Source organism: Curtobacterium sp. MR_MD2014 (genome assembly GCF_000772085.1).
Taxonomy (GTDB): domain Bacteria; phylum Actinomycetota; class Actinomycetes; order Actinomycetales; family Microbacteriaceae; genus Curtobacterium.
In genome coordinates this window covers 2,623,554-2,646,020 of the sequence record NZ_CP009755.1, presented here as the reverse complement: position 1 = coordinate 2,646,020, position 22,467 = coordinate 2,623,554, and the positions used below count along the sequence as shown (strand labels likewise).

Below are 22,467 nucleotides of genomic sequence, written 5' to 3'. Positions count from 1 at the left end.
GACGCACCACCGAAACACGCGGCTGTCATCGTCGCCGCATGGACACCACCGCCACCGCAGCCCCCGTCAGCACGTCCGTCCGCCTCGGTGCGAACCAGTACGGCAAGGCCGAGGTCCGCCTCGTCCGGGTCACCCGCGACACCGACCGCCACGAGATCGAGGACCTGACGGTCACGACCCAGCTGCGCGGTGCGGCGCTCGCCGAGTCCTACACCGAGGGCGACAACGCGAAGGTCGTCGCGACGGACACGCAGAAGAACACCGTCTACGCGTTCGCGAAGGAGCACGGTGTGGGCGCCCCGGAGGAGTTCCTCCTCCGCCTCGGCCGGCACTTCGCGACGGCGTTCGACTGGTACGACGGGTCGACGCTGTCCGCCGAGCAGCACGCCTGGGAGCGGATCGCGGTCGACGGTCGGGCGCACGACCACGCGTTCGTCCGGTCCGGCCGCGGCACCCGCACCGCCGTGGTGCAGGTCGACGGCGACGACGTCCACGTGCTCGCCGGCGTGACCGACCTGACGGTCCTGAAGTCGACGGGCAGCGAGTTCCACGGCTTCCCGCGTGACGCGTACACGACGCTCGCCGAGACCGACGACCGGATCCTCGCGACGTCGGTCACCGCGCGGTGGCGCTACACACCCGAGGCGGTCGCCGACGGCATCGACTACGACGGGGTGTGGACCGGCGTGCTCGACCGGATGCTCGCGACCTTCGCGGACCTGCACTCGCTCGCCCTGCAGCAGACCCTGTTCGCGATGGGGCGCGCGGCGATCGAGTCGTTCCCCGAGATCGCCGAAGTGCGCTTCTCGATGCCGAACAAGCACCACTTCCTGGTCGACCTGTCCCCGTTCGGGCTCGAGAACCCGGGCGAGGTGTTCTTCGCCGCCGACCGTCCCTACGGACTCATCTCGGGCACGGTCGTGCGTGACGGGGTCGAGGACGCCCCGGCAGCCTGGACGTCCGTCCCGGCGTTCGTCTGAGCGGCGGCCCGCGCGTGCCGCGACCGGACGACCCGCTGCCGGTCGCCCCGCACGTCCCGCTGCCGGTCGACCCGCACGGCCCGCTGCCGGTGACCGGGGTCCTGCTCGCCGCCGGTGCCGGGACGCGCATGGGCATGCCGAAGGCGCTGGTGCGGACGACGGACGGGACGCCGTGGCTCGGGTCCGTGAGCCGGGCACTGCTCGACGGCGGCTGCGCCTCGGTGGTCGTGGTCCTCGGCGCCGCGGCCGGGGACGCCCGAGTGCTCGTGCCGGACCTGCCGTCCGTCCGCACGGTGGTCGCCGAGCACTGGGCCGAGGGACCCGGTGCGTCGCTCGCGGCGGGGCTGCAGGTGCTCGACGACGGGGTCGTCGCGTGCGTCGCGCTCGTCGACCTGCCGACGATGCCACCGACGGTCGTGCGCCGCGTCATCGGGGCGTCTGCGGGTGCGGACGTCCTGCGGCGTGCCGCGTTCGACGGCCGACCGGGTCACCCGGTGCTGGTCGGTCCGGCGCACCGCGGGGCGCTCGTCGCGGCGGTCACGGCCGACCCGGGGGACCGGGTCGCCGGTGCCTGGCTCCGGCGGGCGGGGGTCTCCGCGGTCGACTGCGCGGACCTGTGGGACGGCGAGGACCAGGACCGCCCGACGCCCGGACCGCCCGTCGACCAGACCGCTGACGGCTCAGTCGCCCCAGTCGCCGAGTGCGAACCGGTACGACTGGTAGGTCGCGTCCACGATCCCGATGCCGAGCACCACCCAGAAGACCCACCGTGAGCGACGACGGCCGGCCAGCGTGGAGGCCACGAGCACCATGAGCGGGAACTGCACCGAGCTCTCGCGGGCCATCGAGGTCCACGCGTAGCTCGTCCCCATGGACACCACCATGAGGCCCGTGTACACCAGCTCGGGCCACCACCGCTTCGCGATGAGGAAGCCGACCGCGACCAGGTAGACCGCGACCATGACGATGTCCGACCACTCCTGGAACTGCCCCGACCCGGTCGTCCCGGTCGCGATCCGGAGCGTCGTGCGGAACGTCTCCCACGGCCACTGCGTCTCGCGGTGCCACCCGAGCTTCTGGACGAGGAACCAGTGCGTCGGGTTTCCGGTCTGGTGCCAGAGCCAGGCGAGGTAGTAGCCCAGGCCGAGCGACCCCACCGCACCGAAGGCGGCGGCTCGCCACAGGCGCGACCAGAACGGCCGGATCCGCGGGCCGAGCAGCTGCGCGACGACCAGGGCCGCCACGAGGTAGACCGTCTCCACACGGATCAGTCCCGCCGGGATGCAGAGCAGCGCCCCGGTGAGCCAGCGGCCGCGCTGGACGAGCAGCCAGGCGGCGATCGCGAAGGCCAGGTAGGGCGACCCGGCGTACGGCGCGACCATGAAGTGGGCGTAGGGCCCCGCGACCAGGAGCGCGACGGCGCCGGCCGCGACGCGCGCGTCGAAGCGGTCGCGGACGACCTTCCACAGCAGCACCGCGGCGACGGCGGCGGAGAGGCCGGTCACGAGCCACATGGCCGCGGCGACCTGGGTCGGGTTCGGGGTGACGGTGAAGAACACACCCTCGGCGACGAAGCGGGAGAGGAAGGGGTACCCGGGCAGGAACGCCTCGTCGAACGGCACGACGCCGAAGGTCGGGTAGCCGGCCAGGGCGACGTGCAGGTAGTTCTCCGCGTCCCAGTGGTTCAGGACGGTCGGCAGCGTCCGCAGGCCGAGCTGTCCCGGTCGCTCGACGAGCCAGGCGACGAGGGCGGCTCCCTCGAGCAGCACCCGGGCCGCCGCCCAGATCGCCAGCGCCGCGAGCGTCCCGCGAAGCGCCCGTCGACCGCGGTCGTGCAGCGCTCCGGAGGGGTCGTGCGTCGACTCGCCGACGAGGTGGTCGGGGCGGTCGAGGGGCGTCGGCGGCGCGGTCGCGGTGCTCACCGGAAGATCCTAGGTGGGCCGGGAGCCTCCGACCCGGCACCGGTGCGACACGGATGACGGACGGACGGACGGACGGGAGGCGCGGTGCCAGCCGGCACCGCGCCTCCCGTCCGTCCCTGGTCGCGTCGACTACGCGACGGGCTCGCGCACCTGGTCGAGCGTCGGGTAGTCGGTGTAGCCCTCGGCGCTCGCACCGTAGAAGAGCTCGGGACGCGGCTCGTTGAGCGGCGCGTCCTGCTCCCAGCGCTCGGCGAGGTCCGGGTTCGCGATGGCGGCCCGGCCCACCGCGACGGCGTCGGCGAGGTCACCGTCGAGCAGCGTGATCGCCTCGTCGCGGGTGGTCATCGAGGAGAAGCCCGAGTTCGCGATGAACGGGGCACCTGCGGTGCGGCGCACGTGCTGCACGAGCTCGCTGGCCGGCTCGGCGTGCAGGACGTCCACGAAGGCCAGCCCGAGCGGCGCGAGGCCCTCGGCGACGGCGGTGTAGGTCGCACGGACGTCGGCGTCGTCCTCCTCGAGCACGCCCTGGATGTTGTGCTGCGGCGACAGACGGATGCCCACGCGGTCGGCGCCGACGGCCTCCGCGATCGCCGTGGAGACCTCGACGGCGAAGCGCGCCCGGTTCTCGGGGGACCCGCCGTACTCGTCGGTGCGGGTGTTCGACACGGGGGAGAGGAACTCGTGCACGAGGTACCCGTTCGCACCGTGCACCTCGACGCCGTCGAGCCCGGCCGCGATCGCGTTGCGAGCGGCGCGGACGAAGCCCTGGACGGCCTCGCGGACCTCGTCGGTGGTGAGCTCGTGCGGCACGGGCATGTCGGCCTTCGAGCCGTCGGCCAGGTGCGTCTGCCCCGGAGCGGCGATCGCCGAGGGGCCCACGATGCGCGGGGTCTGCGAGATGTCGGTGTGCGAGACGCGACCGCCGTGCATGAGCTGCATGACGATCGTGCCGCCGCGCTCGTGCACGGCGTCCGTCACGCGGCGCCACCCGGCGACCTGCTCGTCGGTCTCGATGCCGGGCTGCCCGGGGTAGGAGCGGCCCTCCTGCACGGGCCAGGTGCCCTCGGTGATGATCATGCCGAGGCCGGCGCGCTGCGCGTAGTGCTCGACGAGGAGGTCGTTGGGGATGCCCTGCTCACCGGCGCGCGTCCGGGTGAGGGGTGCCATGACGATGCGGTTGCGGAGGTGGAGTGCGCCGAGGTCGGCGGCTTCGAAGAGCTTCACGTGTCCGTTCAACCACGTGTTGCGCGGGGCAATTCCCCCGGCACGGCGGATCCTCAGCGACCGGGGCACACCAGCGTGCTCGAGCGGAACTGGCCCTCGGGGCGGATCACGGTGTGCTGCGAGAGTGGCTGGTGGCAGATCGGGCAGGGGCGGTCGACGGTACGGTCGTCGACGCCCTCGACGCGTCCGGCACCGATCTGCGACGGACCCATCTTCTCGATGAGCGTGCGGTTCCAGCGGTCGTACCAGCTGCCGAAGCGACCCATGGTCCGTCCTTTCGTTCGTACACGAATCATTCTGCCACGAAGTACCTGCTCAGTCGAGTGCGTCGACGCGTCCGAGCAGCTCCGTCAGGTCGTCCTTCAGTCGCTCGAGCCGGTCGAGCGGCCAGCCGAGCCGGTCGGCCACCGCGACCGGGACGGTGCTCGCCCGCTCGCGGAGTGCCCGACCGGCGGTGGTGAGCGACACCTCGAGCTGGCGTTCGTCGGCCGCGCTGCGCTGGCGTCGGACGTAGCCGGATGCCTCGAGGCGCTTGAGCAGTGGGCTCAGCGTGGCGGAGTCGAGGCGGAGCTCCGCGGCGATCTCGCGCACCGATCGCGGGTCGTGCTCCCACAGGGCGAGCATGACGAGGTACTGCGGGTGCGTCAGGCCCAGCGGGTCGAGCAGGTCGCGGTACAGGCCGATGACGCTGCGGCTCGTGGCGGCCAGGGCGAAGCAGAGCTGCCGGTCGAGGGCGAGAGGGTCGACGTCGGTCGCGGTCATGCCTCCACGGTACTTCGTCCACGAACGGATCGGGCGCCCGGTGCTGCGGTCGTGCGCGTTCCACTGTGCCGTGCCGTGCCGTGCCGTGCCCGTGCCCGTGCCCGTGCCCGTGGCCGTGCCCGTTCCTTCCCATGACACCCGCGATGGGAGGCGGGAACGGGCGTACCTGGCCCTTCGGGACGACCAGGTACGCACGTTTCCACCCGATACGCCCGTTTCCACCGGGTACGCCCGGCCCCATCGGGTACGCCCGGGTACGCCCGGCACGCCCGTTTGCACCGGGTACGCCCGACCCCACCCGGTACGCCCGGGTCCGCCCGGTACGCCCGTTTCCACCCGGTACGCCCGGGTACGCCCGGCACGCGCGATCGCGCGCGGCACACGGACGGGAGGCCCGGTGCCGGTCTCGTGGACCGGCACCGGGCCTCCCGGCGGTGCAGTGGGGCTGGCGCCCCCGCGGACGCTCGACGCCTAGGCGCGGTGCGTCGGCGTGTGCCCCTCGTGCGGGTTCGCATCGGGCTCCACGTCGGCGGCGTGCGACCCGCGGTGTGCTCCGGCTCCGGCCCCGGCGGTGGCACCGGCGACGGCGGGCTCGGCGCCGTGGCCGCGGTCGTCACCGGGGTGCGAGCGCTCGAGCTTGGCGCCCTCGACGTCGACGTCCGGCAGGATCCGGTCGAGCCACTTCGGGATCCACCAGGCGCTCTTCCCGAGCAGGTGCATGACCGCCGGGATGAGCAGCATCCGGACGACGAAGGCGTCGACCAGCACGCCGAACGCCAGGCCGAAGCCGATCGGCTTGATGGTCGAGGACTCCGAGAAGATGAAGCCCGCGAACACCGAGATCATGATGATCGCAGCTGCCGTGACGACCGCGCGACCGGCGTGCAGACCGCGTTGCACCGCGACCTTGGCCGAGGCGCCGTGCGCGTACGCCTCACGCATGCCGGACACCAGGAAGAGCTGGTAGTCCATCGCGAGCCCGAACAGGATGCCGATCTCGATGATGGGCAGGAAGCTCAGGATCGGCGCAGGGTCGTGCACGCCGAACACGGAGCCCAGCCAGCCGAACTGGTAGATGGCCGTCAGACCACCGAAGGACGCGAGCACGGACAGGATGAACCCGGCCGTCGCGGTGATCGGCACGAGGAACGACCGGAACACGACGATGAGGATGATCAGCGACAGGCCGACGACCACGACGAGGTAGAGCGGCAGCACGTTCGCGAGCTTCTCCGACACGTCGATGTTCGCGCTGGCGTTGCCCGCGACCCCGAGCGTCACCGTGCCGTCGTCGGTCTGCACGGTCTGCTCGCGCAGGTCCTTGACCAGGGTCTCGGTCGAGACGCTGTCCGGGCCGCCCGCGGGCTTGACCTGGAAGGCGATGATGTCGCGGTCGGACGACGCGCCGATCGGCAGGACGGCCTCGACGTCGTCGTTCTTCGCGAGCGCCTGGCCGATGGTGACCTCGGTCGCGGTGACGTCGTCCTTCGCGATCGCCTCCGGCAGGTCGGCCACGACGAGCAGCGGACCGTTCTGGCCGGCGCCGAACTCGTCCTCGAGCGCCTTGTACGCCTTGTACTGCGACGAGTCGGTGGCCTCGGAGGCACCGGTCGGCAGGCCGAGGCGCATCTGCGTGGCGGGGAGGGCGATCGTGCCGAGCACCGCGACGCCGGCGACGAGCGTGACGACCGCGCGCCAGGTCGACATCGGCTTGTTCGGCACCCGGACGGACCCGGTGTGCCCGATCTGCTGCCGCTCCTTCTTCCGGAGGATGCGCATGCCGAGCAGGGACAGCAGCGCCGGGGTGAACGACGTCGCGATGAGGATCGCGAACAGCACGGCGACGGCGCCGACGGTGCCCATCAGGCCGAGGAACGGGATCCCGGTGATGTTGAGCGCGAGCAGGGCCACGATGACGGTCGTGCCCGCGAAGACCACCGCGTTGCCGGAGGTGCCGTTGGCGAGACCGATGGACTCGTGGACGCCCATGCCGGCCTTCAGCTGCGTCCGGTGTCGGTTGAGGATGAACAGCGAGTAGTCGATGCCGACCGCCAGGCCGAGCATCACCCCCAGCACCGGCGTGACCGAGATGAACTCGACCAGGCTCGAGAACGAGAGCGACGCGAGGGTGGCGACGCCGACGCCGAGCACGGCGGACAGCAGCGGGATGGCGGCGCCGATGACCGTGCGGAGCATCAGGAAGAGCACGAGCGCGGCGATGATGACACCGACGATCTCGCCGGGGCCGAGGATCGACGGGACACCCTGCGCGATGTCGTTCGAGACGTACACCTCGAGGCCGTCGATCTTCGCGCTCTCGGCCCGGTCGGAGATCTCCTGCTTGGTCTCCTGCGGCACCTCGAAGGTCGACTTCGTGAACTGCACGGTGCCGATCGAGGCAGCGCCGTTCGACGACACGAAGCGGATGTCCTTCGACAGGTCGAGCAGGTCGGACCCCTGCTCCAGCTCGCGCTCGTTGTCCTCGAGCTTCTTCGTGTTGTCGTCGATCTCCTGCTGGGCGTCGGCGATCTGCTGCTCGCCCGCGGTGATCTGCTGCTGCTGGGCGTCGATCTGCGCCTGGGCCTGCTCGAGCTGCTGCTGACCGGCCTGCGCGGCCGCACTGTTCGCGGCGGCGGCCCCGGCGGCCTGGGCCTGCGCCTCGGCCTGGGCCTTCTGCTGGTCGAGCTGCGCCTGCGCCTGCTCGATCTGCTGCTTGCCCGACTCCAGCTGGTCCTTCTGCTGGTCGAGCTGGGCCTGGCCGTCCTCGATCTGCTTGCGACCGTCCTCGATCTGCTGGCGCCCGTCGACGATCTTCTGCCGCTGCTCGTCGAGCTGGTCCTGCGTGGTGAAGCCGTCACGGACCTCCTTCACCCCGTCGAGGTCGGCGATCCCGTCCAGGAAGTCCTTGACGTCGGCCTGCTGCGTCGCGGTGAACGCCTTGCCGTCGGTCGTCTCGAAGACCAGCGTGCCGTTGCCACCGTTCGCCGACGGGAACTTGTCCGCCAGCTCGTCCTGCACCTGGCTCGTCTTGGTGTTCGGGATCGTGATGGACGAGGAGATCGTGCCCGCGAACAGGCTGTAGGTGAGCCCCGCGATGCCCATGATGACGATCCAGGCGATGATCACCAGCCAGTGGCGTCGTGCGGAGAACCGTCCGAGACGGTAGAGGAGACCGGCCATGCGGTTGCCCCGTCCTTTCGTGTCAGGTGCTGTGGTGGTGCGGGGTGCGCCGGTGGACCCCGGGGGGAGTGGTCAGGAGGCCGGCATGTAGCCGGAGCGGACGCTGTGCACGAGTCTGCTCAGCAGGGCGTCCCAGGCGGTCAGTGACGCCGGGGTGAGCTCGGGGCCGTCGTTGGTGAGCCAGTGGTCGGCGATGACGACGATCCCGCTCATGAGCGAGTCGACGAGCAGCGCGGTGTCGAGCGGGTCGGCACCCGGGTGTCGCCGGGCGACCTCGTCGCGCAGCCGGTCGGTGACCCGCGAGAACGCGGTCTGGGTGAGGACCGCGGCCTTCGGGTCCTCCTTCCCCGGTTCACCGATGATCCGGTACATCCCGGAGATCGCCGGCGCCAGGTCGGCCCCGCGTGCGGCCGACTCGAGCTCCTCGAACATCGACGCGCGGCTGCCGTCGCCGATCGGGGTCCGGGCCATGTCGGCCAGGAACCGGTCGATGATCACCGAGAGCTCCTGCTCGCAGACCGCGAGCAGGACCTCGTCGAGCGACGCGAAGTGGTTGAAGACGGTCCGTCGCGCGATGTCGGCACGCGACGCCAGGTCGTCGACGCCGAAACCGCGTCCGCCGCGTTCGTCGACCAGGTCCCGCGCTGCCTGCAGGATCGCGGCACGGTGCTTCGCCTTGAGCGCGGCACGACGGTCGGTGGTGGTCACGTGTGCCAACACTAGGTGCATCGATGCACTCGGTGCACCTTCTCCGAGCGCTCCCTCAGGTTCGTCCCCCGGGCACCGAGGGTCGCGGGTCGATCCGGGTGCGTCGGAGCAGAACACCGGTTCCGCACACCGGTTCCGGCTGCCAGACTGGGGGCTCGCGACCGCCGTACGAAGGAGTACCCATGACCGTCCGCCTGAGCCCGGAGACCCTGGACCGGATCGCCGCGAGCGGCGTCGCCGTGCCGAGCTACGACCGCGACGGGATCACCCCGGGGATCGTGCACTTCGGCGTCGGCGGCTTCCACCGTGCGCACCAGGCGATGGTGGTGGACCGGCTCCTGCAGCAGGGCGAGGCCCGCGAGTACGGCATCTGCGGTGTCGGTGTGCTCGAGCAGGACCGTCGCATGGCCGCCGCGATGGCGGAGCAGGGCGGCCTCTACACGCTCGTGCTCAAGCACCCGGACGGCACGCGGGAGTCGCGGGTCGTGGGCAGCATCGTCGAGTACCTGCTCGCGGTGGACGACCCGGACGCGGTCGTCGAGAAGATGGCGCACCCGGACACCAGGATCGTCAGCCTGACCATCACCGAGGGCGGCTACAACTTCGACCACGTCACGGGGGAGTTCGTCGCGGACGAACCGGGTGTCGCAGCGGACCTCCGCGGGGACGCCCCGCCGCGGACGGTCTTCGGCCTCGTGGTCGAGGCGCTCCGGCGTCGTCGCGACCGGGGTCTCGAGCCGTTCACGGTGATGTCGTGCGACAACATCCAGGGCAACGGACACGTCGCTCGGCAGATGTTCACCGCCTACGCCCGCCTGCAGGACCCGGCCTTCGCGGCGTGGATGGGCGAGCACGTGTCGTTCCCGAACTCGATGGTCGACCGGATCACCCCGGTCACGACCGACGAGGACCGGGCCTGGGTCCGTGACGAGCTCGGCATCGAGGACGCCTGGCCGGTCGTCGCCGAGCCGTTCTTCCAGTGGGTGCTCGAGGACGACCACCCCGCAGGCCGCCCCCGGTACGAGGACGCCGACGTGCAGCTCGTCGACGACGTCGAGCCGTACGAGCTGATGAAGCTCCGGCTCCTCAACGCCAGCCACCAGGGGCTCTGCTACTTCGGGTACCTGTCCGGGTACCGCTACGCCCACGAGGCCACGCAGGACGAGGCGATCGCGACCTTCCTCCGCCGCTACATGGCCGAGGAGGCGACCCCGACGCTCCACGCGGTCCCCGGGATCGACCTCGACGACTACACGGCGACGCTCATCGAGCGCTTCCGGAACCCCGAGGTCCGCGACACCCTCGCCCGGCTCTGCGCCGAGTCGAGCGACCGCATCCCGAAGTGGCTGCTCCCGGTGGTCCGCGAGAACCTCGCATCCGGAGGTCCCGTCGCGCTCTCGGCCGGCATCGTCGCCTCGTGGGCGCGCTACGCGGAGGGCACCGACGAGGACGGGCAGCCGATCCAGGTCGTGGACCGCCTCGCCGACCGGCTGACGGCGGCCGCGCGGCGGCAGGACGAGGACCGGCTCGCCTTCCTGCAGGACCGCCAGGTGTTCGGCGACCTGGTCGACGACGACCGGTTCGTCGCGGCGTACCGCGACGCGCTCGACGGGCTCCTGCAGGACGGCGCACACGCGACGGTCACGCGACTGTCGCGCTCCTGACACGTCGCCCGCCGGACGGGAGGCGCGTGCGGACCCCGACCACGCGTGTCGGGTCCGCCACCACCGGACGGGAGGCGCGTGGTGGCACCGCCACGTGCCTCCCGTCCGACCGTGGCCGCGTGGCTCGCACGGCGGGACGCGACGTGCAGGTGGATCGCGGGCGGGGTCGGCATGCTCGTCCGCGTGCGGACGACGAGGACGACCCTGGCCACGATCGCGGCGGTGGCCGCGCTGACGCTCGCCGGGTGCAGCGGCAGTGGTGGTGGCGACCGCTCGGGCACGGCGGGCGGTGCTCCGACGGCGACCACGAGGCCGGTACCGGTACCGTCACCGACCGCGACCGCGGACGCGGCGACGTCCCGCGCGTTCGCCGCGCTCGAGGAGCGGGACGACGCCCGGATCGGTGTCGTCGCGATCGACACGGCGGACGGCAGCAGCGTCGGGTACCGGGCCGACGAACGGTTCGCCTTCGCCTCGACGAACAAGGCGTTCATCGCCGCGGCGGTCCTCGACGCGTCGAGCGGCGAGGACCTCGACGAGGTCGTGCACTACGGACGGGGCGACCTGCTCGAGTACGCACCCGTCACGCGCCGGTACGTCGACGAGGGCATGACGCTCCGGGCGCTCGTCGACGCGGCGGTGCGCGAGAGCGACAACACGGCTGCGAACCTGCTCGTGGAGCGGCTCGGCGGGGTGGGCGGGGTGTCGCGGTGGCTGCGGGGGATCGGGGACGACGTGACCCGGGTGGACCGCGTCGAGCCCGACCTCAACACGGCGGTCCCGGGCGACCAGCGGGACACGACGACCCCGGCGCAGTCGGCGAGCGACCTGCGGGCGGTGCTCGTCGGCGACGCGCTCGACGCCGGGGACCGCGAGCTGCTGCGGTCGTCGATGGCGGGGACGACCACCGGTGACGGCACGATCCGGGCGGGCGTCCCCGGGGGCTGGTCGGTCGCGGACAAGACCGGGACCGCCTCGTACGGGGTGCGCAACGACATCGCCGTCGTCCGGCCGCCGGGCCGGGACCCCGTCGTGCTCGTCGTGTTCACGGCGCACGAGCGGGCGGACGCGGAGCCGTCCGACGCCCTGGTGGCCGCGGCGACCCGACTGGCGGTGCAGCGGATCGTCTGACGGGCACCCGCAGGGCGTTGCTCAGCGCGGGAGCGTCGTGGCCCAGCGCCCGAGCACGTCCCACACCTGGTCGCGGACCTCGGGCGCGGAGAGCACCACGTCGTGCAGGGCCCCGTGCAGGCGCCGGACGGTCACCTCGGCGCCGAGCGACAGGGCCCGGTGCGCGACCACGTCCACGTTGAGCGCGACGTCGGCGCGCGTCATCGCGTCGTCCCACCGCGGCTGCAGCATGCTCTTGTCGCTGAGCATCACGAGGGTCGGCACCGCGATGCCGAGCCCCTGCGCGACCCGTTCCTGCCCGGCGAACACCGCGGCGAGCCACCCGGGGTGCAGGGCGAAGCCCCGTTCGGGCCGCCAGCGCTGGTCGTAGGTCCACGACCCCTCGCCCGTGGCGGACACCGTCCGCGTCGCGAAGCCCGGGTCGACCGCGGGCATCGGCGCGAGCGGGTTCCGCTTCGCTCCGAGCTTGATCACCGGCGTGACGATCGCCCGGCCGAGTGCACTCGCCTGGAACTCGAGCCACGGGCTGTTCAGCACGAGGCCGTCGACGAGGTCGGGGTGCCGCGCGGCCCAGAGCGCCAGGGTCAGCCCGCCGGTGGAGTGCCCCATCGGGACGAGTCGTCGGCGCGGACCGCCGTGGTGCTCGGCGGCGATCGCGTCGAGGGCGGCACCGATGTCCTCGTCGTACACGGCCAGGTCGTCGACGAACCCGGGCGTCTGGTGTGGGCGGAGGCTCCGGCCGTACTTCCGCAGGTCGAGGGCGTGGAAGCGCGCTCCGAGCCGCTCGAGGTGCTCCGCCAGCTCCACCTGGAAGAAGTAGTCGGACCAGCCGTGCACGTACAGCACGTCCACGCCGTGCAGGGGGCCGCGGGCGTGCAGCAGCAGGTCGTTCGGTGACCGCCGGCGCCGCACCAGGGTCGCGACGACCGGTCCCTCACCGTCCTCGCCGAGCGGGAGCTCGAGGCGCTCGAAGGAGGCCCCCAGCACGTCCTCGTGCCACCGTCCGGTCCCCATCCCCCGAGCGTACCGACGAGCACACGGTCACGACGCGGTCACGGTCGGGTCACGGGACGGTGACGGCGGGAGCCCCTGCGGTAACGATCCGTACCGACTCGGTCCTTTCCCAGCGGTCGTGCCGGTTCTGCCCGGGGAACCCCGGGCAGACGTCCGAACAGCGTTGGGAGGGTCACCCGACGCCTCCGGACGACGGGGGCGGGACGACGAGGGGGACACATGACGATGCGACGTGCGACCGGGGCAGCCCTGGGCTTCGTCGGCGGCAGCGTGCTGGCGGGGCTGCTGGTCGGGGTCGGGGTGACACCGGTGCTCGCGGTGGCCGGCGTGGGGACGACCTCGGCGATCGACCTGTTCGACTCGATGCCGGAGTACATCGAGATCGGTGACCTGCCCGAGCGCAACGAGATCTGGGCGTACCAGGGCGGACAGCCCGTGCACCTGGTCGACGTGTGGGACCAGAACCGCCAGGAGCTGTCGCTCGACCAGATCAGCGACACCCTCGAGCACGCCGCGATCGACGGCGAGGACAAGCGCTTCCGCGAGACGGGCGGCGTCGACCCGACGAGCCTGGTGCGGTCGGTCGCGAGCGTCATCGCCTCCGGCGGGCAGGGCGGGTCCGGTGGCTCGACCATCACGATGCAGCTCGTGCGGAACATCAAGATCCAGCAGGCGAGCGAACTGCCGACCGCCGAGGAGCGCGAGGCCGGCTACCGCGACGCGACGAAGAAGAGCCCGGAGCGCAAGCTCGCCGAGGTGAAGCTGGCGATCGGACTCGCGAAGGAGTACTCGAAGGACGAGATCCTCGCCGCCTACTTGAACATCGCGTACTTCGGCGACCAGACCTACGGTGTGCAGGCAGCCGCGCAGCGGTACTACGGCAAGGACGCCTCCGACCTGACCCCGGCCGAGGCCGCGTCGCTGATCGCCATCGTGCAGTGGCCCGAGCGCCGCGACCTGTCGACGCCCGAGCACCACGCCGACAACCAGGCGCGGCGGGACGTCATCCTCCGCTCGATGCACGAGCAGGGGCACCTGAGCGACGCGGACCTCGCGACCGCGCTCGCGTCCCGTCCCGCCGACTACGTCCGCCTCACGGCGCCGCAGCAGGGGTGCGAGTCGGCGGTGCGCGGCGCGGAGTTCTTCTGCGCGTACGCCGAACAGGTGGCGAAGGAGCTGCCGCAGCTCGGCGCCGACCCCGGTGCCCGCGCCGCCGCGTGGCGCACGGGCGGGTACCGGGTGCAGACCACCCTCGACCTCGACCTCAACACCCAGCAGAAGGACCTGCTCGCCCTGCACGACCCGGCGACCGAGAGCCGGCTCGCCCTCGGTGCGACGCTCGACACCGTCGAGGCGGGCACCGGTCGCGTGCTGACGATGGCGCAGAACAAGGACTTCGACCGGTCGGCCGACGCACCGGCGACGGCGACCTCGCTCAACTACGCCACCGACGAGTCGAACGGCGGCTCGAAGGGGTTCCAGGTCGGCTCGACCTACAAGATGTTCACGCTGCTGCAGTGGCTCGAGTCCGGCCGGAGCCCCGACACGGTGGTGGACGGGACGCGGAAGGCTCGCGCCACGTGGACGCAGTGCGGGCAGCGGGTCACGCTGGACACCCCGTACGACCCGAAGAACGACTCGCCGGGGCAGACCGGGCCGTACTCGGTCCGCGCGGCGACGGCCCAGTCGGTGAACGCGGCCTACGCGGACATGGCGTCGCAGCTCGATCTCTGCGACATCCGCGACACCGCCGCGCGACTGGGTGTCCACCCGGCGACGGGTGGGGAGCTACCGGCGAACCCGGCGGCGATCCTCGGGACGACGAGCATCGCCCCGCTGACGATGGCGGCCGCCTACGCCGGGATCGCGAACGGCGGCGTGTACTGCGCCCCGGTCGTCGTCGACCAGGTCACCGGGCCGGACGGGACGGCCCTCGGTGGGCAGCCGCGGTCCTGCACGCAGGCGGTGTCGGCGTCGGTCGCGGCCGAGGCGTTCGCGGTGATGCAGGGTGCGTTCCGCGGCGGCACGGCGTCGGGTGGGCAGACCCTCGACGGGGCGACGCTGTTCGGCAAGACGGGCACGACCGACGCGGCGGACCAGATCTGGCTCGTCGGCGGGACCTCGCGGGCGGTGACCGCGTACTGGCAGGGCAACACCGACGGCGGGAAGACGAACCTGCGGTACGTGGGGAGCGGCCAGGGCGGCACCTACGCCGGGTCCCGGGCGGACGTGTGGCGGCAGGCACAGACGGCGGTGAACGCGGCGCTGCCCGCCGGCTGATCGTCCGCTGCGGAGCGACCCCGTGACGGACGGGAGGCGCGGTGCCAGCCGGCACCGCGCCTCCCGTCCGCACGTGGGTCGCTACGAGACCTTCTTGCTGTCCTCGAGCCAGCCCGCGAGCTTCGTCATGTAGTCGGCCTGCGACGCGTAGTCGAGCGCCGGGAAGGTCCAGCTGTGGACCTGGCCCGCCTCGAGCGCGGCGTTGTCGGCGAAGGTCGGCTGCTTCTCGAGGTCCGCGACCTGGTAGCCCTGCTGCGACAGCAGGAGCACGTCACCGGTGATCTGCCCCGCGTTCTCCCACGAGTAGACGCCCCAGTAGAAGCCCTTCGGCTTCGGGTCCACGAAGTCGACACCGAACGACGAGTACATCTGCAGGCTCGGTTCGTCGGTCGGGCGGGTGACGTACGCGCCGGAGCCGTCGGCGAACATCGACACGACGGAGACGTCGCTCGACTTCGCGGCCTGCTCGAGCTCGTCCTCGGCCGCGTCGAAGCGGTCCTCGGCGGCCTGGACCTTCGCCTCGGGGGCACCGAGCGACTCGGCCAGGTCGGCGATGGTCTCGATGACGTCCTCGCCCTTGCCGCCCCACTTCACCTGGACGACGGGTGCGATCGCCTCGACCTGCTGCTGCTGCTCCTTGTCCTTGAAGCCGTAGCCGGGCTGGGTCGTGTCGAGCGTGCCCTGCTCGTCCTTCGGGTACACCGACGTGACGACGAGGTCGGGCTTCAGGGCCGCGAGCTCCTCGAGGTCGATGTCGCCGTACGCCTCGCCGAGCTGGGTGATGCCGTCGGTGTCGAGGTCGGTGAACCGCTTGTCCTTCGCCATCGTCAGCTGGCCGAAGGTGCCGACCGGGCGCAGCCCGTACTCGATGAACGAGATGGCGACGTCGTTGAGGACGACGACGCGCTTCGGGGTGCTGTCGGTCTTCACGGTCGTGCCGGTGGCGTCCTCGTACGACCAGGGACCGGAGGCGGCCGTGCCCGTGCCCGCGGTGTCGCCGGAGCCGGCTTCGTCGTTCGCACCGGAGCAGCCGGTGAGGAGGAGGGCCGAGACGGCCACGGAGGTCACGAGGGCGGCGCGCAGGGAGCCGCGGCGGGGGATCTTCACGTTAGGAGAGCCTAACCTAACTCTGAGAGACCCGCCAGCATCGGACGAGAACACGGACCCGGATCGGCGGCGGTCAGGCGCGTGGAGCCTCGTGCTCGTCCGCCCCGTGCTCGTCCGCTTCGTGCTCGTCTGCTTCGGGCACGATCATCGGCGCGCCGGTGACCGGGTCCGGCACGACGCGGGCGTGCAGCCCGAAGGCGGTCTCCAGCACGGCGGGTGTCAGGACGTCCTGCGGCGTGCCGTCGGCGACGACACCGCCGTCGTGCAGCACGACGAGCCGGTCCGAGTACCGCGCCGCGAGCGTCAGGTCGTGCAGCACCATCACGACGGTCGACCCCTGCTCGCGGTTCAGGCGCCGCACGAGCCGGAGCACGTCGAGCTGGTGCGCGAGGTCGAGGTACGTCGTCGGTTCGTCGAGCAGCAGGGTCTCCGCCTGCTGCGCCACCACGAGGGCGATCCAGGCGCGCTGCCGCTGGCCGCCGGACAGGCTCGCGACGTCGCGGTGCGCGACGTCGGTCAGCCCGGTCGCCGCGATGGCCTGCTCGGCGACGTCGGCGTCGTCGGCCGTCCACGGCTTCGCCCACGACTGGTGCGGGTTCCGTCCGCGCATCACGAGGTCGAGGACACTCGTGCCGGCGGGAGCCAGCGGCGTCTGCGGCAGGATCGCGAGCCGCCGGGCGACGGCGCGGTTCGGCTCCCGGCGGATGGGGGAGCCGTCCAGCAGCACCTCGCCCGACTGTGGCTTCAGCACGCGGCCGAACGCCTTGAGGAGCGTCGACTTCCCGCACCCGTTCGCGCCGAGGAACGTCGTCACCGTCCCGCGCTCGATCCGCAGGTCCAGGTCGCGGAGGACGGGGTCGCGGTCGTAGCCGACGGACAGTCCGCGGGCCTCGAGGACGGGGGGCACGGTGCCGGTCGAGGCGCCGCCCGCGCTCCGGTCGGTGGTCGCGTCCGGTGCGCCCGCGGTCCTGCCGTCGGTCGTGGTGGCGGTCATCGGGACATCTCCTTGCGGTGGCGGACGAGGAGCCAGATCAGGTACGGGGCCCCGACGACGGTGGTCACGATGCCGACGGGCACCTGCCACGGGAAGGCGGAGCGCGCGAGCAGGTCGGCGCCGAGGACGAGGACCGTCCCGAGCGCCCCCGCGAGCAGCAGTGGCGGACGGTTCGTCCCGGCCAGCCGCAGGGCCACCTGGGGGACGACGAACGCGACGAAGCCGATCGGTCCGGCGGCGGCGACGGCGGCGGCGGTGAGGACGACCGCCAGGGCGAGGACGAGCAGCCGGTGGCGCTGCACGCCGAGTCCGACGCCGGTCGCGACCTCGTCACCGAGCTGCCCGATGCCGAGCGCGGCGCTGGTGGCGAGGGCGATCGGGACGCAGACCGCTGCGACGAGCAGGAGCGGCCAGACCGTCGTCCACGAGGTGCTCGACAGGCTGCCGACGAGCCACTGCGACGCCGCCGTGGCGACGGTGATCTTCGCGCGGACGAGCAGGTAGCTGGTCACGGCGTCGAGCGTCGCGCTCACCCCGATGCCGACGAGCACCAACCGGTAGCTCTGCACGCCGCCCCGCCAGCCGAGGCCGTACACGGCGGCCGCGGCGACGAGTGCGCCGATCGTCGCCGCCACCGGGATGCCGCCGCTCAGGACGACCGCCGACACCGAGTAGGTGCCACCACCGAGCACGATCGCGGCGACCGCGCCGACGCTCGCTCCCGAGGTCACGCCGATGATGTCCGGCGTGCCGAGCGGGTTCCGGGTCACCGTCTGGGTCAGCGCGCCGGCCGTCCCGAGCACCAGGCCGACCAGGGCGCCGGTGAGCACGCGGGGGAGCCGGAGCGTGGTGACGATGAAGCCCTCGGGGCCGTCCTCGGCGCCGAGCAGTGCGCGGACGACGGTGCCCGGCGCGATGAACGTGCTGCCGACCGCGACGCCGAGCACCACCAGGGCCAGGGCGACGGCGAGCGAACCGACCGTCCAGCCGAGCACCCGCGGACGCCAGGCGAGTCCGACCGGGCCGATCCGGACACCACGGCGACCGGCGGGCGGACGGCCCGTGCCGGACGGTACCGCGCGCTCGGCCTCGAGCCGTCCGTCCGTGGCGGCGCTCACAGGGACACCAGCGATCGGCGACGGGCGACGGCGACGAAGACTGGACCGCCGAGCACGGCGAGCACGATGCCGACCTCGACCTCGGAGAACCCGCCGACCAGTCGGCCCACCACGTCGGCGACGAGCACGAGTGCAGCGCCGACGAGTGCCGACACGGGGAGCGTCCAGCGGTGCCCCGTCCCGACCAGGGCGCGGGCGACGTGCGGCACCGTGAGGCCGACGAAGCCGATCGGTCCGGCGGCGGCGGTGGCACCGGCCGCCAGGAGCGTGATGCCGCCGAGCCCGACGAGCCGGGCGACGAGCACGTTCTCGCCGAGGCCCTTCGCCAGCTCGGCGCCGAGCCCCAGGGCGTCGAGGGCGCGGGTGTTCCAGACCGCGAGCACGGCGCCGACGAGCAGGAACGGTGCCGCGGCCACGAGCACGTCGAGCTGCCGGGAGGCGAGCGACCCGACCACCCACAGGCGGTAGGCGTCGAGGGAGTCCTGGTCGGTCAGGACGATGAACGACGTGATCGCCCCGAGCAGGGCGGAGACGGCGGCCCCGGCCAGGGCGAGGGGCACGGGGCTCGCGGTGCCGCTGCCGGCGACGGTCACCGAGAACACGACGACGCTCGCGACGACGGCCCCGACGAGGGCGAACCAGACGGTGGCCCCGGTGCTCGTCACCCCGAAGACGTACACGCCGAGCACGACCGCGAGCCCGGCGCCGGAGGAGACGCCGAACAGCCCGGGGTCGGCGAGCGGGTTCCGGGTGTGGCCCTGCATGAGGAGCCCGGCGATGCCGAGCGCTGCGCCGACGGCGGCCCCGATCAGGGTGCGCGGGATGCGGGAACCCCAGACGACGGCCTCGGCGGTGCTCGACCCGCTGCGCGTCAGCCCCGCGAGCACCTGGTCGACGCCGAGCCGGTTGCTCCCGAGGAGCATGCTCGCGACCGCGGCGACGACGAGCGCGACGACCAGGGCCACGACCACCAGCAGCCGACGACGGACGGCCCGGCGGTGCACGCCGTCGGCACGCGGCGGGGCCTCGCTCCGGGCAGCCCGGTCGGGCGTCAGGACGGTTTCGGGGGATGGCACGCAGGCCAGCTTAGGGTAGCCTTCCCTTCATGGCGAAGATCCCGCGGCTCATGCCCGAGGCACCCCGGCTCTTCCGTGCTCGGGTGCTCCGCTCCGTCCGGCACACCCCGTCGGTGCAGCGGGTCACCGTGACGGGCGACGACCTGCACGAGTTCCCGTTCCTCGGCTTCGACCACTGGTTCCGCCTGTTCGTGCCGCGCCCCGACCAGGACGCCTTCCGGATGCCCGACCTGGACGGTCGCCGCTGGTGGCCGTCGTTCCTCGCCATCCCCGAGGACGTCCGTCCCCACTGCGCGAACTACACGGTCGCGGCCTTCCGTCCCGAGGTCGGCGAGCTCGACGTCGACTTCGTCGTGCACTGCGACGCCGACGGCGAGCCCGAGGGCCGCGCGGCGATCTGGGCCTGCGGTGCCCGTCCCGGCGACGAGCTCGCGATGCTCGACCAGGGCTGCATCTTCGACTGCCCGGATGACGCCGGCGAGGTCGTCGTCGCCGCCGAGGAGACCGGCCTGCCCGCCGTCGTCGGCATCGCGGCGTCGCTGCCGCGCGACGCCGTCGGCCGCATCATCCAGGAGGTCCCGACCGCCGCCGACGTCCGCGTGCTCGACGCCCCGGTCGGTGTCACGGTGACGTGGATCGTCCGGGCGGACACCGAGCACGACGTCCCCGGACGCGCGGCGCTCGCCGAACTGCAGCGGTACGTGCCCGCCGACGACCGTGGGTACGCCTTCGTGGTCGGGGAGTCGCGGCTCGCGACCGAGGGCCGGCGACACCTGCACCGTGCCGGTCTGCCGAAGACCCGGATCACCTTCTCCGGGTTCTGGAAGCACGACGCGCGCCAGGTCGTCCCCGCCTGACCGTCCCCGCGTAGCGTGCGGGCATGAGCAGTCGACTGAGCGAACTCGTGCTGAACTGCCGCGACCCCGAGGCGTTGTCGCGCTTCTGGTGCGCGGTCCTGGACTACGTCGAACTCGGGAAGGACGACGACGGCATCGAGATCGGGCCCGCATCGGGCTTCGGCGGCGCGACCCCGACGATCATCCTCAACCGGGTCGAGCACGCGCCGACCCAGACCCTGCGGCTCCACCTCGACCTCTCGCCGGTCGATCGCGACCAGGAGGCCGAACTCGAGCGGCTGCTCGCGCTCGGTGCCCGACCCGCAGACGTCGGACAGACCGGCGAGGAGTCCTGGCACGTGCTGCAGGACCCCGAGGGGAACGAGTTCTGCCTGCTGCGGACGCGGCTCGACCCGCTCTGACCTGCTCTCGCGCCGCCCGTTCCTTCCCAAGACAGGCGCGATGCAATGCGATCTCGGGCGTACCTGGTCGTTCAGGAGCACCAGGCACGCCCGCTTCGACCAGGGACGCCCGCTTCGACCAGGCACGCCCGCGTCCACCAGGGACGCACGGTCCGACCACGCGCACGACGGACGGGAGGCACGGTGCCAGCTGGCACCGTGCCTCCCGTCCGTCGACGCGGAGCGTCTAGCCCTTGAGGCCCGAGCCCGTCACGCCCTCCACGATCTGCCGCTGGAAGACCAGGTAGAGGATGATCAGCGGCAGTGCCGCCAGGATCGCGCCGGCCTGGATGTCGGCGTAGCGCTGCCCGAAGCTGCCCTGCACCGTGGCGAGCCCGACCGGGATCGTCATGAGGTCCGGGTTGGACAGGACGAACAGCGGCAGGAGCAGGTTGTTCCACACCCCGACGAAGGTCAGGATCGCGACCGCGGCGATCACCGGACGGGACAGCGGCATGATCACCGACCAGTAGATCTTCCACATGCCCGCACCGTCGATGCGCGCCGCCTCCTCGAGCTCCTTCGGGATGCCGTCGAAGAACTGCTTGAAGATGAAGACCGCGATCACGGCCGGCACCTGCGGGAAGATCACCGACCAGTACGTGTTGAGCAGGTTGACCGCGTTGAGCTCCTGGAAGATCGGGATGATCAGGACCTGCGTCGGGATCATGATGCCCAGGATGATGAGCAGGAACGCGACGTTCCGGCCGCGGAACGCCAGACGGGACAGCGCGAAGGCCGCCATCGAGGCGAACAGCACCGTCAGTGCCGTGGTGACGAGGCTCGTCACGCCGCTGGCGAGGTACCAGTTCCAGATGTCGCCGGACCGGAACAGCGACGCGTAGGAGTGCAGCGTCGGGTTCCAGTTCGACAGGATCGCGTTCGCGCCCAGGGCCGCGACCCCGTTGTCGGACAGTGACGTCTTCAGGGCGAACAGGCTCGGGATGAGCCAGATGATCGCGAACACCGTCAGGATGATCGCGGCGGCGGTGTTGAAGCCCTTGCCGGAGACGCCGATCTTCGCCGCGTTGGCGGGAGCGGCTGCCGAGACGCCGGAGCGCAGCTTCCGCGGACGCGACGTGGTGATGCTCTCGGTGGCGGTCATGTCAGGCCCCGATCTCTCGCTTGGCGGCAGCGCGCTCGACGAGCTGCCGGATGACCGCGATCGCGACGATCACGATGAACAGGAGCACCGACGCGGCGGACGCGGCGCCGAGACGGTTGTCGGTGAAGCCGACGCCGGTGATGAGCTGCAGCGAGACCTGGGTCGAGATGCCCGGGCCGCCGTTCGTCATCAGGTACACCTGGTCGAAGATCTTCAGGCTCGCGATGATCTGCAGCAGGATGACCAGCGTCGTCGTGCGGCCGAGCAGCGGCAGCGTGATCGACTTGATCTGCTGCCAGCTGGACGCACCGTCGACCGCGGCGGCCTCGTACAGCTCGCGGGGGATCTCCTGCAGGCCGGCCAGGTACAGCACGAAGTTGAAGCCGAGGGTCCACCACACGGTGGCGATCGCGACGCCGATCATGGCCGTGTTCGGGCTCGCGAGCACACCCGCACCCGGGGTCAGGCCGATCGCCTGCTGGATCGAGGCGAAGAGGCCCGTCGCCGGGGTGAAGATGAACACCCAGATGAGCGAGATCGTCGCCGACGGCAGGATGAACGGCAGGAAGAACGCCAGGCGGAAGAACCACTGCCCGCGGTTCATCCGGTTCGTCAGCACGGCGAAGACGAAGGCCAGGATCACCAGCGGCGGCGTCGTGTAGAGCGTGAACTGCAGGGTGTGCCAGAGCGACGACCAGAAGTCGGCGCGACCGAGCATCTCGGCGTAGTTCGCGAAGCCCGCGAAGCTGCCGAGCCCGGTGCGGACGGTCGAGGTGTTGAAGAAGCTCGTGACGATCATCCAGACCGTCGGACCGAGCAGGAAGGCCAGGTAGAACAGGCCGAAGGGCGCGAGGAAGAGCCAGCCGGTGCGGCCCTGTCCCCGGTTGGTGGAGTTCACGCGGGGG

Annotated in this window: 20 protein-coding genes; 7 read left to right on the top strand and 13 right to left on the bottom strand. The window is 72.0% G+C overall.

The annotated features are described in order from the left end of the window. Positions 1–38: 38 nt before the first annotated feature. Positions 39–980: a factor-independent urate hydroxylase gene (gene pucL, locus NI26_RS12185; protein WP_066655738.1), complete on the top strand. Its 942-nt coding sequence runs from the start codon at positions 39–41 to the stop codon at positions 978–980. A gap of 14 nt (positions 981–994) precedes the next feature. Next, the gene (locus NI26_RS12180) at positions 995–1,753 is read left to right on the top strand and encodes a nucleotidyltransferase family protein (protein WP_235426360.1); all 759 of its coding nucleotides are present in this window, start codon (positions 995–997) and stop codon (positions 1,751–1,753) included. Here NI26_RS12180 and NI26_RS12175 read toward each other — a convergent pair. The 6 genes from NI26_RS12175 to NI26_RS12150 all read right to left on the bottom strand — a co-directional run bounded on the left by NI26_RS12175 (position 1,661) and on the right by NI26_RS12150 (position 8,776). Then, positions 1,661–2,902 carry a mannosyltransferase family protein gene (locus NI26_RS12175; protein ID WP_066655735.1) on the bottom strand — a complete coding sequence of 414 codons (1,242 nt, stop codon included), beginning with the start codon at positions 2,900–2,902 and terminating at the stop codon, positions 1,661–1,663. The genes NI26_RS12180 and NI26_RS12175 overlap by 93 nt on opposite strands. Positions 2,903–3,031: 129 nt before the next feature. After that, positions 3,032–4,126: an alkene reductase gene (locus NI26_RS12170; RefSeq protein ID WP_066655731.1), complete on the bottom strand. Its 1,095-nt coding sequence runs from the start codon at positions 4,124–4,126 to the stop codon at positions 3,032–3,034. 53 nt (positions 4,127–4,179) lie between these two features. Next, positions 4,180–4,392: a hypothetical protein gene (locus tag NI26_RS12165; RefSeq protein ID WP_066655725.1), complete on the bottom strand. Its 213-nt coding sequence runs from the start codon at positions 4,390–4,392 to the stop codon at positions 4,180–4,182. Positions 4,393–4,441: 49 nt separating this feature from the next. Next, entirely contained in the window at positions 4,442–4,888 is a 447-nt protein-coding gene (locus NI26_RS12160) for a MarR family winged helix-turn-helix transcriptional regulator (RefSeq protein ID WP_066658556.1), read from the bottom strand. A 471-nt stretch (positions 4,889–5,359) separates the two neighbouring features. After that, positions 5,360–8,068 (bottom strand): MMPL family transporter, encoded by a 2,709-nt coding sequence (locus tag NI26_RS12155; RefSeq protein ID WP_066655724.1) that lies wholly within the window; start codon positions 8,066–8,068, stop codon positions 5,360–5,362. A 72-nt stretch (positions 8,069–8,140) separates the two neighbouring features. Continuing rightward, the gene (locus tag NI26_RS12150; protein WP_158407762.1) at positions 8,141–8,776 is read right to left on the bottom strand and encodes a TetR/AcrR family transcriptional regulator; all 636 of its coding nucleotides are present in this window, start codon (positions 8,774–8,776) and stop codon (positions 8,141–8,143) included. A gap of 182 nt (positions 8,777–8,958) precedes the next feature. Between NI26_RS12150 and NI26_RS12145 the strand changes: the two genes are divergently transcribed. Then, positions 8,959–10,440, top strand: coding sequence for a mannitol dehydrogenase family protein (locus NI26_RS12145; RefSeq protein ID WP_066655718.1), 1,482 nt, complete (start codon positions 8,959–8,961; stop codon positions 10,438–10,440). A 171-nt stretch (positions 10,441–10,611) separates the two neighbouring features. Then, complete coding sequence (gene bla / locus NI26_RS12140) at positions 10,612–11,571, top strand: class A beta-lactamase (RefSeq protein WP_081985324.1); 960 nt, start codon at positions 10,612–10,614, stop codon at positions 11,569–11,571. Between the two features lie 21 nt (positions 11,572–11,592). Here bla and NI26_RS12135 read toward each other — a convergent pair whose 3' ends face one another. Further along, positions 11,593–12,585: an alpha/beta hydrolase gene (locus NI26_RS12135; RefSeq protein WP_066655713.1), complete on the bottom strand. Its 993-nt coding sequence runs from the start codon at positions 12,583–12,585 to the stop codon at positions 11,593–11,595. Positions 12,586–12,804: 219 nt separating this feature from the next. Here NI26_RS12135 and NI26_RS12130 point away from each other — a divergent pair, with 219 nt between their 5' ends. Next, entirely contained in the window at positions 12,805–14,865 is a 2,061-nt protein-coding gene (locus NI26_RS12130) for a transglycosylase domain-containing protein (RefSeq protein ID WP_066655709.1), read from the top strand. 81 nt (positions 14,866–14,946) lie between these two features. Here the strand turns inward: NI26_RS12130 and NI26_RS12125 are convergent, their stop codons facing one another. The 4 genes from NI26_RS12125 to NI26_RS12110 all read right to left on the bottom strand — a co-directional run bounded on the left by NI26_RS12125 (position 14,947) and on the right by NI26_RS12110 (position 19,160). Beyond that, the gene (locus tag NI26_RS12125) at positions 14,947–15,972 is read right to left on the bottom strand and encodes an ABC transporter substrate-binding protein (RefSeq protein WP_066655704.1); all 1,026 of its coding nucleotides are present in this window, start codon (positions 15,970–15,972) and stop codon (positions 14,947–14,949) included. Positions 15,973–16,045: 73 nt separating this feature from the next. Continuing rightward, a complete protein-coding gene (locus NI26_RS12120; RefSeq protein ID WP_235426358.1) occupies positions 16,046–16,966 on the bottom strand; it encodes an ABC transporter ATP-binding protein in 921 nt (306 codons plus the stop codon). After that, positions 16,963–18,084: a FecCD family ABC transporter permease gene (locus tag NI26_RS12115; RefSeq protein WP_081985013.1), complete on the bottom strand. Its 1,122-nt coding sequence runs from the start codon at positions 18,082–18,084 to the stop codon at positions 16,963–16,965. Before NI26_RS12115 ends, NI26_RS12120 begins: the two co-directional genes overlap by 4 nt. Beyond that, positions 18,081–19,160: a FecCD family ABC transporter permease gene (locus NI26_RS12110; protein ID WP_235426357.1), complete on the bottom strand. Its 1,080-nt coding sequence runs from the start codon at positions 19,158–19,160 to the stop codon at positions 18,081–18,083. The genes NI26_RS12115 and NI26_RS12110 overlap by 4 nt, the downstream gene beginning before the upstream one ends. Before the next feature lie 29 nt (positions 19,161–19,189). Here NI26_RS12110 and NI26_RS12105 point away from each other — a divergent pair, with 29 nt between their 5' ends. Both NI26_RS12105 and NI26_RS12100 read left to right on the top strand, forming a co-directional pair. Then, complete coding sequence (locus tag NI26_RS12105; protein ID WP_066655700.1) at positions 19,190–20,017, top strand: siderophore-interacting protein; 828 nt, start codon at positions 19,190–19,192, stop codon at positions 20,015–20,017. Positions 20,018–20,040: 23 nt separating this feature from the next. Beyond that, entirely contained in the window at positions 20,041–20,418 is a 378-nt protein-coding gene (locus NI26_RS12100) for a VOC family protein (RefSeq protein ID WP_066655697.1), read from the top strand. Positions 20,419–20,644: 226 nt separating this feature from the next. Here the strand turns inward: NI26_RS12100 and NI26_RS12095 are convergent, their stop codons facing one another. Together NI26_RS12095 and NI26_RS12090 are read right to left on the bottom strand one after the other, a co-directional pair. Beyond that, a complete protein-coding gene (locus tag NI26_RS12095; protein WP_066655694.1) occupies positions 20,645–21,562 on the bottom strand; it encodes a carbohydrate ABC transporter permease in 918 nt (305 codons plus the stop codon). A gap of 1 nt (position 21,563) precedes the next feature. Further along, positions 21,564–22,460, bottom strand: coding sequence for a carbohydrate ABC transporter permease (locus NI26_RS12090; RefSeq protein ID WP_066655692.1), 897 nt, complete (start codon positions 22,458–22,460; stop codon positions 21,564–21,566). Positions 22,461–22,467 lie beyond the last annotated feature (7 nt).

Excerpts from the sequence above, each read along its gene's own strand:
- NI26_RS12105 (WP_066655700.1), top strand. The coding sequence starts at position 19,190 with ATGGCGAAGATCCCGCGGCTCATGCCCGAGGCACCCCGGCTCTTCCGT.
- pucL (WP_066655738.1), top strand. The coding sequence starts at position 39 with ATGGACACCACCGCCACCGCAGCCCCCGTCAGCACGTCCGTCCGCCTC.
- bla (WP_081985324.1), top strand. The coding sequence starts at position 10,612 with ATGCTCGTCCGCGTGCGGACGACGAGGACGACCCTGGCCACGATCGCG.
- NI26_RS12130 (WP_066655709.1), top strand. The coding sequence starts at position 12,805 with ATGACGATGCGACGTGCGACCGGGGCAGCCCTGGGCTTCGTCGGCGGC.
- NI26_RS12095 (WP_066655694.1), bottom strand. The coding sequence starts at position 21,562 with ATGACCGCCACCGAGAGCATCACCACGTCGCGTCCGCGGAAGCTGCGC.
- NI26_RS12100 (WP_066655697.1), top strand. The coding sequence starts at position 20,041 with ATGAGCAGTCGACTGAGCGAACTCGTGCTGAACTGCCGCGACCCCGAG.
- NI26_RS12145 (WP_066655718.1), top strand. The coding sequence starts at position 8,959 with ATGACCGTCCGCCTGAGCCCGGAGACCCTGGACCGGATCGCCGCGAGC.
- NI26_RS12165 (WP_066655725.1), bottom strand. The coding sequence starts at position 4,392 with ATGGGTCGCTTCGGCAGCTGGTACGACCGCTGGAACCGCACGCTCATC.
- NI26_RS12135 (WP_066655713.1), bottom strand. The coding sequence starts at position 12,585 with ATGGGGACCGGACGGTGGCACGAGGACGTGCTGGGGGCCTCCTTCGAG.
- NI26_RS12160 (WP_066658556.1), bottom strand. The coding sequence starts at position 4,888 with ATGACCGCGACCGACGTCGACCCTCTCGCCCTCGACCGGCAGCTCTGC.
- NI26_RS12120 (WP_235426358.1), bottom strand. The coding sequence starts at position 16,966 with ATGACCGCCACCACGACCGACGGCAGGACCGCGGGCGCACCGGACGCG.
- NI26_RS12155 (WP_066655724.1), bottom strand. The coding sequence starts at position 8,068 with ATGGCCGGTCTCCTCTACCGTCTCGGACGGTTCTCCGCACGACGCCAC.